This window comes from Parafrankia sp. EAN1pec (genome assembly GCF_000018005.1).
In the GTDB taxonomy this organism is placed as follows: domain Bacteria; phylum Actinomycetota; class Actinomycetes; order Frankiales; family Frankiaceae; genus Parafrankia; species Parafrankia soli.
In genome coordinates this window covers 5879994-5894201 of the sequence record NC_009921.1, presented here as the reverse complement: position 1 = coordinate 5894201, position 14208 = coordinate 5879994, and the positions used below count along the sequence as shown (strand labels likewise).

Annotated in this window: 12 protein-coding genes; 2 read left to right on the top strand and 10 right to left on the bottom strand. The window is 72.6% G+C overall.

Annotated features, from left to right (window positions below):
* Nucleotides 1-55: 55 nt before the first annotated feature.
* The gene (locus FRANEAN1_RS23975; RefSeq protein ID WP_020462390.1) at nt 56-541 is read left to right on the top strand and encodes a DUF456 domain-containing protein; all 486 of its coding nucleotides are present in this window, start codon (nt 56-58) and stop codon (nt 539-541) included.
* Between the two features lie 188 nt (nt 542-729).
* Here the strand turns inward: FRANEAN1_RS23975 and FRANEAN1_RS23970 are convergent, their stop codons facing one another.
* The 5 genes from FRANEAN1_RS23970 to FRANEAN1_RS23950 all read right to left on the bottom strand — a co-directional run bounded on the left by FRANEAN1_RS23970 (nt 730) and on the right by FRANEAN1_RS23950 (nt 4184).
* The gene (locus FRANEAN1_RS23970; RefSeq protein ID WP_157472775.1) at nt 730-1068 is read right to left on the bottom strand and encodes a hypothetical protein; all 339 of its coding nucleotides are present in this window, start codon (nt 1066-1068) and stop codon (nt 730-732) included.
* A gap of 390 nt (nt 1069-1458) precedes the next feature.
* Nucleotides 1459-2436, bottom strand: a complete 978-nt coding sequence (locus tag FRANEAN1_RS23965; RefSeq protein ID WP_020462388.1) for an LLM class flavin-dependent oxidoreductase — start codon at nt 2434-2436, stop codon at nt 1459-1461.
* A 63-nt stretch (nt 2437-2499) separates the two neighbouring features.
* The gene (locus FRANEAN1_RS23960) at nt 2500-2922 is read right to left on the bottom strand and encodes a DUF2752 domain-containing protein (protein WP_020462387.1); all 423 of its coding nucleotides are present in this window, start codon (nt 2920-2922) and stop codon (nt 2500-2502) included.
* Nucleotides 2923-2969: 47 nt separating this feature from the next.
* Entirely contained in the window at nt 2970-3500 is a 531-nt protein-coding gene (locus tag FRANEAN1_RS23955; protein ID WP_020462386.1) for a TM2 domain-containing protein, read from the bottom strand.
* A gap of 423 nt (nt 3501-3923) precedes the next feature.
* Nucleotides 3924-4184, bottom strand: coding sequence for a hypothetical protein (locus FRANEAN1_RS23950; protein WP_049795745.1), 261 nt, complete (start codon nt 4182-4184; stop codon nt 3924-3926).
* Between the two features lie 119 nt (nt 4185-4303).
* On the opposite strand from FRANEAN1_RS23950, the gene FRANEAN1_RS23945 reads away from it, so the two are divergent.
* Nucleotides 4304-5692 (top strand): M20/M25/M40 family metallo-hydrolase, encoded by a 1389-nt coding sequence (locus FRANEAN1_RS23945; RefSeq protein WP_020462385.1) that lies wholly within the window; start codon nt 4304-4306, stop codon nt 5690-5692.
* Between the two features lie 193 nt (nt 5693-5885).
* On the opposite strand, the gene FRANEAN1_RS23940 is transcribed toward FRANEAN1_RS23945, so the two are convergent.
* From FRANEAN1_RS23940 to FRANEAN1_RS23920, 5 genes are all read right to left on the bottom strand, one after another.
* On the bottom strand, nt 5886-7400 hold the full coding sequence (locus tag FRANEAN1_RS23940) for an NAD(P)/FAD-dependent oxidoreductase (protein ID WP_020462384.1): 1515 nt from the start codon (nt 7398-7400) through the stop codon (nt 5886-5888).
* Between the two features lie 227 nt (nt 7401-7627).
* Nucleotides 7628-7831, bottom strand: coding sequence for a DUF5703 family protein (locus FRANEAN1_RS23935; protein WP_018499906.1), 204 nt, complete (start codon nt 7829-7831; stop codon nt 7628-7630).
* Nucleotides 7832-8087: 256 nt separating this feature from the next.
* Nucleotides 8088-10352 (bottom strand): mannosyltransferase family protein, encoded by a 2265-nt coding sequence (locus FRANEAN1_RS44010; RefSeq protein WP_347176734.1) that lies wholly within the window; start codon nt 10350-10352, stop codon nt 8088-8090.
* Complete coding sequence (locus FRANEAN1_RS23925; RefSeq protein WP_020462382.1) at nt 10349-12115, bottom strand: glycosyltransferase family 39 protein; 1767 nt, start codon at nt 12113-12115, stop codon at nt 10349-10351. The genes FRANEAN1_RS44010 and FRANEAN1_RS23925 overlap by 4 nt, the downstream gene beginning before the upstream one ends.
* 403 nt (nt 12116-12518) lie before the next feature.
* Nucleotides 12519-14003, bottom strand: coding sequence for an NAD(P)/FAD-dependent oxidoreductase (locus FRANEAN1_RS23920; RefSeq protein WP_020462381.1), 1485 nt, complete (start codon nt 14001-14003; stop codon nt 12519-12521).
* Nucleotides 14004-14208: the final 205 nt, after the last annotated feature.

Genomic DNA, 14208 nt, shown 5'->3' with positions numbered 1-14208 from the left:
AGCCGGGCATCATGCCGCCGGGCATCAGGATGTCGGGTACCGGGAGGTCGTCGCCATGAGCGGTGTGGAGCTGCTCGCCGTGGCGCTGGTGATGGCGGTCGGTGTCGTCGGTGTGGTCGTGCCGGTGATGCCCGGCCTGCTCCTCGTCTGGGGCGCCGGCGTGTGGTGGACGATCGCGGACGGCGGCGGCGCGGGCCGCTGGGCGGTGCTCGCGGTCATGAGCGCACTGTTCGTCGCCGGCGCGCTGGCCAAGTACGTGCTGCCGGGCCGGGCCGCGTCGGCCGCTGGCGCGCCGTTCTCGACGATGCTCATCGGCGCGGTCTGCGCCGTCATCGGCTTCTTCGTGGTGCCGGTTCTCGGCCTGCTCGTCGGCGGGCTCGCGGGCATCTACCTCGCGGAGCTCACCCGCCTGCGCGACGCCCGGCGAGCCACCGCCTCGACCTGGGTCGCTGTCGTCGCCTTCGGTGTCGGGCTGCTCGTCGAGCTCGGTGCGGCCGTCGCGATGGCCGCGACCTGGGGCGTCGGCGAGCTCGTCAGCTGAACCCGTAGTCATCCGGGCCGGGTGCGCGGCGTGGGGAAGCCCGGCTCCGGAGGAAAGGGAAGTGCGCCGGGGAACTGTGGTCGCGATGGCGGAAAGTGGCGTGTCGCGAGTCATTCTATTCCCCGGCGCTGTCGTCCGATGGTCGTGTGAGGCGCCCGGATAAGTGGTTCAGTCGGCGGTTCGTCTGATCACCACTCCCAGTCCCAGTCCCAGTCATCCTTCTTCCGGTGGTCGTCCTTCCAGTCATCCTTCTTCCGGTGGTCGTCCTTCCAGTCATCCTTCTTCCGGTGGTCGTCCTTTCGCCACTCGTCCTTATCCCACCTGTCGTGCTTCCGGCAGTCCTTGTCCTCCCAGTCCTTCTTCCTCCAGTCCTTGTCGTCCCAGCGCTGCTCGTGGTGGCATCTTTTGTCGCCCCAGTCGGTGAAGGCCTGCGCGGCGCCGGCACCCGGGCCGAGGCCCAGGGTCACGGCGGCGGCGCCGGTGGCGACCAGCGCGAGGATCCTACGTGGCGCGGACTTTCCCATCATTCCCCCATTGCCGGTATCGGCGTGCGGCTGCCCCGCACCCAAAAAAGGGTCTCGCCACCCGGCGATCCTCCTAAACAAAGAATCTAGGTGCCGTGAAATTATGGAGATTTGAACACGGCTGATTCCGGGTCGTGTCGGTGGCGGTGGAATCAGCCGCCGTGTTGCCGCGAATGGGTTTTCGTGGCGGTGGTCGGCATTCCGGCGGGCGTTGTCGGGCAGCTGGGTGTCGGGGTCGGGTGCGGCTCTGGTGCCGCGCTATCGATCACCACCGGTGCCCGCCGCCGGAGGGCAGGCCGATCTCGCCCCGCGCGACGGTTACCGGGCTCGCGGGCGGGGCCGACGGCCCGCATCCGGCCCTGTCCCGGTGTCAGCCCTGACGGGCGACGCCGGTCAGCCGCGGGCGGTCGTCGCGACCTGGCGCACGGCGGGCAGGACGTCGCGGGCGAACGCCTCGATCGTCTCGGGCGTCGCGAAGTCGGTGAACTGCAGGTAGAAACGCTCGACGCCAAGGGCCGCCAGCTCACCGAAGTGCTCGGCGAGCGTGTCCGGGGTCCCGACTACCAACCCGCCCCAGTTCCCGAAACGCTTCCGGGCCACCGCCGTGACGTCGTCCAGCTCCGCGCCGCTCGCCGCGAAACCGACCGGGTGCTGGGTCGACAGCCGCGCGCCGCCGGCGAGGGGACGCAGCTCGGCGAGGTCGCGCAGCCCGTAGGTCGGGCAGTTCCACCAGTCGGCGTGCCGGGCGACCATGGGCATTGTCAGCTTCCGGCCGGCACCGCCCAGCAGCAGCGGGATCCGCCCGTTGACCGGCACCGGGTGCTGCAATGCCCCGCGTAGGGTGAAGAAGCGGCCCTCGTGCGTCACCTCCTCGCCGCCGAACAGGGCGCCGAGCACCTCCAGGTACTCGGCGAGCCGGGCGGCGCGGGTCGGGTTGTCCTCGACCGGCAGGCCGAACCGCTCGAGCTCGGCCGGCGTGGAACCCCAGCCCAGGCCCAGCTCGAAGCGCCCGCCGGAGAGATGGTCCAGGCTGACGGCCTCCTTCGCGAGCACCGCCGGATGGCGGAACGACGCGCACAGCACCAGATGGCCGACCCGCAGCCGGCTGGTGGCCGCCAGCGCGGCCGTCGCGGTCGTCATCGCGTCGAAGCTGTCGCCGGCGGGCAGCCCCGGCGGTGCCAGGTGATCCATGAACGCGACACCGTCGAACCCGGCCGCCTCCGCCGCCCGCACCCGGTCCAGCAGCCGGGGGAAGTCCATCCGCAGCTGGGGGAGGAACAGCCAGGCCTCGGGCAGCCCCCGGGCCGGGGCCGCTGGGGCCGGGACTGTCGACGTCGATGCTGCCGGGGCGGTCGGGTCACCGGAGACCATGGGTAACAACCTGGCAGAACGTGGCGCGACTCACCACCGGAGCCCCACACCGGGGATCCGGGCTCAGACCGAGGTCGGGCTGAGCGGCCATCCGGGCAGGTTGCGCACCGCCATCCAGGCCAGCGCCGCGCCGGCGAGCCCGTACGCCAGCGGACGTGGCAGCGGCGCGGGGTGACCACGGTCGAACGCGCGGGCCTGCCGGACAACGAGGGCGACCAGCAGCGGGGAGCACACCAGGAGGAACAGGTTGTCGCGGGCGGCCGCGGCCGGCATGCCGTGCAGCAGGTCGTAGGTGAGGCGCAGCCCACCGCAGGCCGGGCAGTCCAGCCCGGTGACCGCCCGGACCGGGCACCGCGGCATCACGGACGACGGGTCATGCGGGTCGGTGCCGGCCAGGTAGCCGACCCCGGCGAGCAGGCAGCAGCCGGCACCCGCCAGCACCAGCCGCCGCCGGACGCGAGAGGCCCACGGTCCGGTCGTGGCCATGCCGTTCCCTCTCGCCTCCGGTCGGCGGGCGCCGGCCCGCGCGGCGGTCAGTCCCGCAGCGGACGGCCGTACTGGTCGCGGACGTTGCCCGTGAGTATCATCACGCCGTCCACCAGCGCCCAGACGCCCAGGCCGCCGCAGGTGAGGAGCTGGGCCACCGCGATGCCCGTGCTGCCGAGGTAGAAGCGTCCGACGCCGAAACAGCCGGCGAAGATCTGTAGCAGACCGGCGACGATCTTCTGCTTGTCCGAGTAGGGCTCACCGGTGATCGGGTGCCGGCCGAAGGGCGCGGACTGGTCGAAACCACCCGGCCCGTAGCCGCCGGGGTACCCGGGCGGCGGCCCGTACCCGGGCGCGTAGCCCGGCGGGGGCGGGTATCCCGGCGGCGGGCCGTAGCCGGGTTCCGGCTGGCCAGAGGGGAACCCGCCGGTCGGGGGCCCGTAGCCGGGGTCGGGCTGGCCGGGCGGGTATCCGCCGGGTGGCGGTCCGTAGCCGGTGTTCTTCGAGAGGTCCGGACCGGGTTGGCCCTGGCCGGGATAGCCCTCGCCGTAGCTGGGCGGCTGTCCTGGCGTGGTCATCGGCGTTCTCCATCCGGATACCGGCGCTCGGGTTGGCACGCCCGGGCGATGTTGTGGCTTCCGGAAGATACAGCTCGGCGGAATCGCCGGACCGGCCAGCCTTGCGTCGGATGGCGGACATCCCGGGCGGGGCTCGACGGTGAAGGAAGGCGGGGCGCGACGGCTCAGCCGATGGTGACCATGCGATTCCCCTGGGGAGTTCCCGGCTCCCCAGGGGACGCGGCGGCGGCGGGCGCCGGTGGAGCGCGACCCGCGCCCGGGTGGCCGTGCGCAGCGCAGGTCCGGGCCACCGGACGCGGCGTGCGTGGTTCCACTGTGCCGCCCGGGACCGCCCGCCGCATCGTGCCGCTCGGCGCGCCGACACCGGTCCAACGCCTGTCCGGTACCGGCCGAACGCCGGTGCGCCCGTCCCACCGCTGCTGGCTAGCCGCTCGTGCGGGCGCCTCCACGCCGGCCGGCCGAGCCCCCCCGCGCCGGTGGGCCGCCGTGGTCCGCCCGCCCACCGGGCACCCGGCGCTCCGCCTTCGGCCCGACGGGCAGCACCGTCACACGGCTCAGGCTCGACGTCAGCCGCCACACCCTCCCGTACCCGTGCCGCGCGCGGAGGTGGTGGTCGAGGTCGCCGGTGGTTGGGAAGACGGCGGTGCACCCCAGGTCGTCGCGTGGGCACTGATACAGCGTCATGGCTGGTCCTCCTACCGGGTGATCGGTCGTTGTTGGACCTGAAACCGGCCGGCAACACGCAGCTTCGACGCTACGTCCCCGCCCCGGCGACCGCATGCCGCGCGGGGCAGACTGGAGACATGGCAAACGCGCCCCATGATCCCACTGACGCCCTCGCCGCCGCGGCCGCGGGGGACCCACTCGCGGCGAGGACAGGGCGGCCGGCCGTCCCGTCCGCCGCCGAGTCCGAGGTCGTGGATCTGTGTCGGGACCTGCTGCGCTTCGAGTCGGTGAACCGCGGGAACGGCGACGGCCACGAGCGGCCCATCGCCGAGTACGTGGCCACCAGGCTGGCCGAGGTCGGGCTGGAGCCGGTGCTGCTCGAGTCCGCGCCCGGCCGCACGAGCGTGGTGACCAGGGTGGAGGGCACCGACCCGTCCCGCTCCCCGCTGCTCATCCACGGCCACCTGGACGTCGTGCCCGCCGACCCGTCCGAGTGGCGCGTGCACCCCTTCTCGGGCGAGGAGGCCGACGGCTGCCTGTGGGGGCGCGGCGCCATTGACATGAAGGACATGGACGCGATGACGCTCGCCGTCGTGCGCGACATGGTCCGGTCGGGCCGGCGTCCGCCCCGTGATCTCGTCGTCGCCTTCGTCGCGGACGAGGAGGCCGGCGGCACCCTCGGCGCGCGGTGGCTGGTGGACAACCATCCCGACCACTTCGCCGACTGCACCGAGGCGATCAGCGAGGTCGGCGGGTTCTCCTACACCGTCTCGGACGACCTGCGGCTGTACCTGATCGAGACGGCGCAGAAGGGCATCGCCTGGATGAAGCTGACCGTCGCCGGCCGGGCCGGCCACGGGTCGATGATCAGCGAGGACAATGCGGTGACCAAGCTGTGCGAGGCGGTCGCCCGGCTCGGTCGGCACCAGTTCCCGATCGTGGTGACCCCGACCGTGCGCGTCTTTCTCGACTCGATCGGCGAGGCGCTGGGCATCGAGCTCCCCGCGGACGACCTGGAGACCACGATCGCGAAGCTCGGCCCGATCGCGCGCATGATCGGGGCGACGATCCGCAACACGGCGAACCCCACGCAGCTCGCCGCCGGACACAAGGTCAACGTGATCCCCGGCGAGGCTGTGGCCTACGTCGACGGGCGCTACCTGCCTGGGCAGGAGGAGGAGTTCCTGCGCCAGGTCGACGAGCTGCTCGGGCCGGAGGTCCGGCGTGAGTGGGTGGTGAACGACCAGGCGCTGGAGACCGGGTTCGACGGCCCACTGGTGGACGCGATGGCCTCGGCGCTGCGCGCGGAGGACCCGGCCGCCCGGGCCGTCCCGTACATGCTCTCGGGCGGTACCGACGCGAAGTCGTTCTCCCGGCTCGGCATCCGCTGCTTCGGGTTCTCCCCGCTGCTGCTCCCGCCGGACCTCGACTTCGCCGGCATGTTCCACGGCGTGGACGAGCGGGTGCCCGTCGACGCCCTGCGGTTCGGGGTCCGCGTCCTGGACCGTTTCCTCGCCGCCTCCTGATGGGAGCTGACCCGCGCCGGCGTGCGAACCGCTCTGCCAGGCGAACCAGCCCGGCTGGCGAACCGGCCTGGCCCACGAACCGGCCCGGACCTGATGGTCCGGGCCGGTTCGTGGGCCGCGCGCACGGGCCGGGAGGTCAGGCGGTGCGGACGGGGGATGCGGACGGGCCGTGCGGTCGGGGTGGACCCCGGGATCAGGCGGTGCCGGTGGAGGCGCTGCCCGACGCGGCGCCGTCCGGACCGAGATGGGCCGACTCGGCGCCCGGCGCCGGGTTGCCGGCCGGCGCCTTGCGGGCCTTCGGAACGGCGCCAGGCTGCCCCGCCGGCCGGGTCGCCGCCGAGGGGCCTCGGGAGGCCCAGTCGTCGGGCAGCGTCGGCATGAAGCCCTCGCCCAGCCGTTGCAGTGCTGACCGGGCGAAGATCTGCTGCGTGGTCACCGTCCGCTCGGAGCGGCCCCGGCCGATGAAGCTGACCGTCCAGTGCAGCAGGGTCGTCACCCGGTGCTTGAACCCGATGATGTAGACGAGGTGCACGGCGAGCCACATCAGCCAGGCGACGAACCCGCTGAGCTGGACGCCCTTGATGCTGGCCACGGCGCTGAAGCGCGAGATCGTGGCCATGCTGCCCTTGTCCTTGTACTCGAAGTTCCGCATCGGCGGGCCACCGCGCAGCCGGGTGCTGATCGTCTTCGCGGCGTACTTGCCGCCCTGGATCGCGACCTGGGCCACACCGGGCAGCCGGTCGAGGGTGGCCATGTCACCGACGACGAACACCTCGGGGTGCCCGGGCAGCGTCAGGTCGGGCTGCACCTGGATGCGGCCCGCCCGGTCGAGGACCGCGCCGGACTGCTCGGCGAGCTGCTTGCCGAGCGGGCTGGCCGCGACCCCGGCGGCCCAGATCTTGCAGACCGACTCGATCCGGCGGCGCGTGCCGTCGGAGTCCTCGACGTCGATGCCGCGGGAGTCGACGTTGACGACCCTGGCCCCGAGCTGGATCTCGACGCCGAGCTTCTCCAGCTTGGAAGTGGCCTTGGCGGCCAGCTTCTCGCCGAACGTGCCGAGCACCGACGGGGCGGCGTCGAGGAGGATGATCCGCGCCTTCGTCGTGTCGATGCGCCGGAAGTCCTGCCGAAGCGTGCGGTGCGACAGCTCGGCGATCTGCCCGGCCATCTCCACACCGGTCGGCCCGGCGCCGACGACCACGAACGTCATGTAACGCGCGGCGTCGGCCGGATCGGGTGTCGTCTCGGCCACCTCGAACGCGCCGAAGATGCGCCCGCGCAGCTCCAGCGCGTCATCGATGCTCTTCATACCGGGTGCGTGCTCGGCGAAGTGGTCGTTGCCGAAATAGGACTGACCGGCGCCGGCCGCGACGATGAGACTGTCATAGTGCTGTACGTCCGTGCGCCCGAGCAGGTTGGACGTCACGGACTTCGTCGCGAGGTCAATGGACACGACCTCGCCGAGTTCCACCTTCACGTTCTCCTGGCGGCGCAGTACCTCACGCGTGGTCGGGGCGATCTCCCCCTCGGACAGGATGCCCGTCGCGACCTGGTACAGCAGCGGTTGGAACAGGTGATGTGTGGTCTTCGCGACGACAGTCACCTCGACGGGCTCGCGCCGCAGGGCCTGCGCGGCGAACAACCCGCCGAAACCCGAGCCGATGATCACGACCCGGTGCTTTTGGTGTTCGTCGCTCGTAGCGGTCACAATCGCTCCCCACGTGCCGATGGGTGTCTGACGGAAGTGGTGCACGGTCCGTCCGCCTCTCCATCTTCCGCCGTGAAGCCGGGGGGAGATCGTGTTGATACTCACGTCACGACGCGCGGCCTTCCGGACGGCCGGCGGCACACTCGTCCTGAAGTGTTGTGTCTATCCGGGCCGGGCTGGTGGCCGACGGCGTCAGGCAGGCCTTTCCGGACAGCCAACGGTGAGCATCAGGTCGGGAGATATCCCGGCAGACCGCCCGGACGGCGCCGCCGGCGTAGCACCACTCGGCGGGTCCCATCGGGGTAGATGCGGGAGCGCTCGAGCTCCCAGTCCCCGAACTCGGCGTGCAGGGTGAGGATCGCGACCGCGGTCCGGCGGTCGGTGCCCGGCGGCATCGTCAGCCGCTGGTACTCGAGCTCCCTGTCGGCCAAGGCACATGCACCTCCTGGTCGCCGGCCCGGTGTGCCGGCCGCCCTGCCGCCCCCGCGCGGCTTCGTCCGGCGGCCGTCATCCGGCCGCCAGCCGGCTCGCGCGGGCGCGGACCTGTCCCGCGAACCCGCGCCCACCTTGGCGAACGACGGGTGTCCCGTGGGGAAACCTTGGCGTAACGGCTCATCGAGCACAAGCCATCATCAGCCGCGGGCCCGGCTTGGACGAGGCGGAACCGGTCAGGGAACGCGGGAACGGTCAGGGAACATAGGACAGCGTGAACGCCAGTGTCGCGTACACGGTCATCGCCGCGGTCGAGACGGTGATCACCAGCATCCACACCTCGCGCCGTGCCGTCACCAGCGCGGCGACGAGCAGGAACGGGAAAGCCCCGTACAGGTATCGCTCCGATGAGTCGAGGTTGCTGCCCGTCAGCACCGCGGCGAGCACCAGGGCCGACCACACGGAGTAGGACACCGGCAGGGCACGGGCCATGACGACCAGCGCGACGAGCGCCAGCAGCAGCCAGGGAACGTGCAGCGCGGTGCCGAGCTCGCCGTGCAGGGCGCCCTTTGCCGCGTCGATGACGGTCAGCAGCGGATTGGCCGTGCTGCCGTGGCGGGCCGCGTCCCGCTGCATGGTCAACGGAGCGAGGCCGTCGCCGTGGATGGCCGCCGACCACAGCAGGTAGATCCCCGCCCCGGCCACGGGCGCGGCGACCGCGCACAGCCGCGCAAGCGCCTCCCGTGCGGCGGCGCGTGGTGCCGACGGGGCACCGAGGTCTTCCGGCTCAGCCGGACCGAGGCGGTCCGGCTGCGGGGCACCAAGGCGGTTCGGCTGCGGGGCACCAAGGCGGTTCGGCTGCGGGGCACCAAGGCGGTTCGGTGGTGGGGCGCCGAGACGCCGGGCCAGGGGTAGCGGCAGCCCCCGCGCGGCCTCGATCGCGACGGGGACGGCGAGAAGCAGGCCCAGCGGCCGGCACAGGCCGCCGAGCAGGCCGGCGACCACCGCCAGCTCCCAGCGCCGCGTCCGCGCGCCCAGGAACGCCGTGACGGCCAGCAGCCCCGCCAGGGCCTCCGCGTAGCCCATCACCAGGACGAACGCCGGGGGGGCCAGCGCGGAGATCCAGATCACCCGTCGCACCGTGTCGTCGTCGAACCCCTCGACCCGCGCGATGCCGACCAGAGCGAGGGCGAACACGACAGCGATCAGGTTCACCAGGGCGAGCAGCACCTGGCCGCCGTGGCCGCCCAGGCCGGGCAGGGCGGTGAAGAGCCGGACCAGCAGGGGGAGCAGCGGGAAGAAACGGCGGCTCTCGGCGCCGGCTGCGTCGTAGCCGTTGTCGGCGATGTTGAGGTACCAGCCGGCGTCCCAGCCGAGCAGGTCGGTGGTGTCCAGCGTGGCCCCGTTGTCACCGGCGACGGTGTCCGCGACGAACCTGGTCAGCGCCAGCGCCGCGCCCACCACGGCCCGCGCCGCGATCCAGGCGATGAGCACGTCCCGCAGGTACCAGCGCTGCGCCCAGGCCATGGCCGCCTGGGCCCGGGTCGGCGTGCCCGCGGATATCGCCGGCCGGCCGTCGGTGGCGCCGGCCGGGCCGCGCGCGGACCTGCGCCGGCTGCCGCGGGCGTAGAGGCGTTCCTGGAGCGGGCCGGTTCGCCCGACCGGATCGCGGGCCGGCCCCGTAGCAGTCTCGAGCGGCTCCGGGGCTGCTGCGGTCGGTGCCGGTGCCGGTGCCGCTGTCGGTGTCAGCGGTGTCGGAGCCGACGGCTCGGACGGCTCCGACGGCCGCGGGGACCACCGGTCAGGCGTCCATCGGTCAGGGGCCCATGAGTCCGGTACCCATGCCGTCGCCTGTGTGCCCGGTCCCAGCGGGTCCAGTGCCTGCGGGTCCAGTGCCTGCGGGTCCAGTGCCTGCGGGTCCAGTGCCTGCGGGTGTGGTGCCGGCGGAGCTGCCGCCCACGGACTCGCTGTCCACGGACTCGCCGCTGGCTCGTCCGCGATCGGCGGTCCCGCGGACGCCGGCTCCGGCGACTGGCCCGGCTCCGGCGAGGCGGGGGTCGGCGCCGACGGGGTGGGCAGGTGCAGCGCCGGGTAGCTGGGACGTCCCGGCTCGAACCAGGAGCTCCCGGAGGTCGGCGCCTCCGCCCGGTGCGCCGGCGGCGCCGCCGGCGGGACGGAGTGCGCGGGCGGCGCGGGCGGCGAGAACGGCGCGGAGTACGCAGGCGGTGCGGGGTGCGTGGGCGGCGCGGTGGGCTCGGCGGGCCGTGTGGGTTCCGCCGCGCCGGACGAGGCCTCGTACGCCGGCCCGGCGAGGTAGACCGGGCCGATGCGGGGGCCGTCACCGCTCCCGGCGGGCCCGGCCGGCCCCGGTGACGGCCCTGGCGGGAGCACGGCGGGCAACGCCGCCGGGCTCCCCTCCGGGTGCGGCGGGCCAGCGGCGTCCGCCTCGCCCGGAGCGGGCTCGCGCCGGCCCGGATCCGGTCGACGTCCGCCCGGGTGCCAGCCGCGCGGGGTGGTCACGACGCCCGGAACCGCAGCAGGGCGTAGTTCTCGTAGACCCGTGCCGGCAGACCCTGCTCCATCACCTCGTCGGCCACCGGCCGCTGCGTCTGCAGCGTCGCCCGGACCTGGGTGCACAGCACCTCGTAGGTCCGGTAGGCGCCGGAGCCGGCCATGAACACGGTGTTCGTCCCGGCCTCCGCGATCGCCCGCTGGGCGATCGCCACGCCGTTGGCGGACTCGTTGCGCTCCTCGTAGTCGACCCAGTCGACCCGGTCCGGGGCGGCGTAGGTCGGCACCACGTACACCTTGAGCCAGGACGGCACGGTGCGCGCGAGGCCCGGCCCCAGCTGGTCCGGGCACACCAGCAGGATGTCGCCCGGCCTGGACAGCCGGGTGAGGACGGCCGCGGCCTCGCCGGCCTGGGACCGTTCCCGCCGCACGTCGCTCGTCCCGGCGATGACACCGACGAGCGCCGCGACCGCGACCACGCCGTGGAACACCCGGCGGTCGGCCAGCATTGTCGCGCCCAGTCCCACCACGAGCAGGAACGGGACGAACGCCGTCGCGGTGTACCGGTCGGCCCACGCGTTGCCCACCAGCTTGCCGGCCGCCACGGCGACGATCAGCGTCCCGGTGGCCAGGAAGAACAGCGTGCGGCCCGGCTCGAGGCCCTTCAGGTCGAGCAGGACGAACCGCCCGCCCAGTGGACGGCCGGCGATCCCGGCGGCGACCAGGCCGGTGATCAGGAACAGCAACAGCCGGCCGAGTGTGGTCGGCCCACCGGCCCACTGCCCGTACGCGTGGCTGACGGCGGCGAAGCTCGCCGGCTCGCCCCAGGGCGTCCCGGTGTGGGCGAGCTGGGAGCGGAAGTTCGGCAGCCACGGAGCGAACACCAGGCCGCCGGCGATGATCCCGATGATCCCGGCGAGCGGGCCGCGGGGGTGCCAGGTGGGCACGGCCCGGCGTGCGCCGCCGGCGGCGTCGGCGAGCAGCTCGGGCGCGGCCGTGGGCTGCTCGGATGCGCCAGCCGGCGTCGGCGCCGGCCCGCCCGGACGGCGCCCGCCGCGCGAGTGCGCCCCGGAACGCCCGGCGCGACCGCGGCGGGCGGCGCGCGCCGCCGCCACCCGCGGCCGGACGAAGACGAGCCCGACCAGCCACGCACCCACGGTCATCAGCAGGTAGAGGCACCAGTAGTGCGTCAGGGCCAGGCATCCCGACGCCACGGCCAGCAGCACCACGTTCTTCACCGACGGCACCCGCAGCACCCGCTCCAGGGCCAGCCCGCCGAGCGCCGTGAGCAGCACGATCAGGCTGTACATCCGGGTCTCGGTGCCGAAGTACAGCGCGAACGGCGAGGTGAGGTACAGCACCACCGCGACCTTCGCGCCGCGGTCACCGACGAGCCGGCGTCCGAGATAGAACACCGGCACCGCGGAGCCCAGGTTGATGACGGCGGACATCCCGCGCACCGACGCGGTGCCGTCGCCGAAGACGCTGATCCACAGGTGCAGCAGGATGTAGTAGAGGGGCGGCGAGCCGTCCTGGAGGAGGCCGTCCCACATGGTGGGCGCCGCACCCGACAGCGGCAGGCGGGCGATCGCCACGCTCTGTGCCTCGTCGAGCCACAGCGGCTGGCGTGCGATGAAGCGCACCACCACCGCCGCAGCGATGATCAGCACCAGCGCGCCCCGGAAGATCCGGTGCTCGCGGTCGGGTCGAGCTCCGACCCTGTCGACCGGCTCGGGGGTGTGTTCCGCCGGCCGCACCGCGACGTCGGTCACGGTCAGTCCCTTCGGTACCGGGGGCACGACTGCGACGGCGAGGCCCGCGGGTGCGGACGCCCGGCGCGTGTTCGCGCCCGTTGCTGCAGGTGAACGCGGACACGTCCACGGGTGAAGCCTGGTCTTGACCGGTCCCGCGGCGGCCGCGCCGGCCGGGCCGGGACCACACGCTCCGGGACGCTCGGGGACGGAGCGCTGTCGGGACGGCATGCTCCTGGAACAGTGCACTGTCTGGGACGACCCGCTCCGGATCCGTGGAGTCGGGGACCGCGCGGCCACTGCCTCCGCCGCCCGCCCGTTCCGCGCCGGGTGGGAGTGGGATGGGCGGACGGGACGGAGGGTCGCGACGCGGAGCGGGACGGGCGGGCGGGCGGCGGGTGTCAGGGCCGGGAGGCCGGCCCCGCTACGACCGGCCCGGGGAGGAGACCTCCTCGTGGTAGTCCTCCTCGACGTTGACCTCCCACACGTCGTGGCTCTTCCCGTCGATGATGTTCTCGACGGTGAGCATCGCGGTGAGCATCGAGTGGTCCTGGTTGTTGTAGCGGTGCATTCCGTTACGGCCGACGGGGTGGACGTTGGGAGCGTAGTCCTCGAGCCAGCCGCGGATGATGTCGACGTTCTTCTTGTAGTCCATGTCGTAGTACGGGTACGCCTTGGGCATCCGCACGACATAGCCGCCCTCGACCTGGTCCGCCTGGACGAGGCCCAGCTTGGCCAGCTCCTTGGTGCCGAGCGCGATCAGCTCCTCGTCCGAGGAGTTCCACATCTCGTCGCCCTCGAAGACGAAGTACTCCAGGCCGAGACAGGTCCGGCCGTCCTTCACCAGGAACGGCGACCAGGACGCGAAGTTCTGGATGCGGCCGACCTTGACGTCCGGAGCGTGGATGTAGATCCAGTTGTCTGGGAATCCGGCCGGTTTGGGAACGACCAGCGCGACGGTGAGGAAGTCGCGGTACTTCAGGGCGTTCGCGGCGGCCAGGACGCGCGCCGGGACCGGCGGGTCCATCACGCGCACCAGCGACGAGAACGACATCGAGGAGATGAAGTGGTCGCCGGTGTACTGGTACTCGGTGCCTAGGTCATCCCGGGACGACTCCGGCGCGCCGGCGCCCGGCCCGTAGCCGCCAGTGACCACTGTCGTGACACCGGTCGCGCGCCCGTTCTCGTGATGGATCTTGCGGACCTTCTCCTCGAAGACGATCCGACCGCCCTGCTTGACGATCTTGTCCGCGGCCGTCTCCCACATCATTCCCGGCCCGAACTTCGGGTACTGGAACTCCTCGATGAGGGAGGTGATGTCCTTCTGGTTCCGCTTGGGCAGCACCGCGTTGGTGATGGCGTTCATCAGAGAGAGGCTCTTGATCCGCTGGGCGGCCCAGTCGGACGGCATCTCGCTGACCTTCACACCCCAGAGCTTCTCGGTGTAGGTCTTGAAGAAGGTGCGGTAGAGCCGCCAGCCGAACCGGGCGACCAGCCAGTTCTCGTAGTTCGACTGGTCCTTCGGCGGGCGCAGCTTCGCCAGCGCGTACGAGCCGATGCAGCGTGCCGCCTCGGCGACCCCGAGCCCGCCGAGGGCGTTACCGGCCTTCAGTGGGTAGTCGAAGAACTTGCCGTTGTAGTAGATGCGGCTCGACCGCGGCCGGAGTAGGAAGTCCTCGTCCGGCAGGATCTCGTGCCACAGCTTCTCGACCTCGGGGACCTTGGTGAAGAAACGGTGGCCCCCGATGTCGAAACGCCATCCGTCCCGCTGGGCCGTACGGCTGATTCCGCCGACCACCGAGTCACCCTCGATAATCGTCACGGGGATCTCCCGCTTCATCAGCTCCCAGCCGGCGGAGAGACCGGCCGGCCCGGCTCCGATGACGACTACCTCTGGCTTTTCGGTCACTGTGCCGGACCTCTCCTCAACGACAACGTCCGTGGTCTGTAGGGGGGTGTGCGCGCGGCGAGATTTCGCGCCCGCGACTGGCAGGACCCCTCCCGGTGCCGGAACCTTCGCATCCGGCCTCGGGGGGCAGTCTCGCATGACAGTTACCGTCGCTTCACCGGACCCCCCGGCACGGACGCCGCGCCGGGTTCGGCGTATGGCGTCC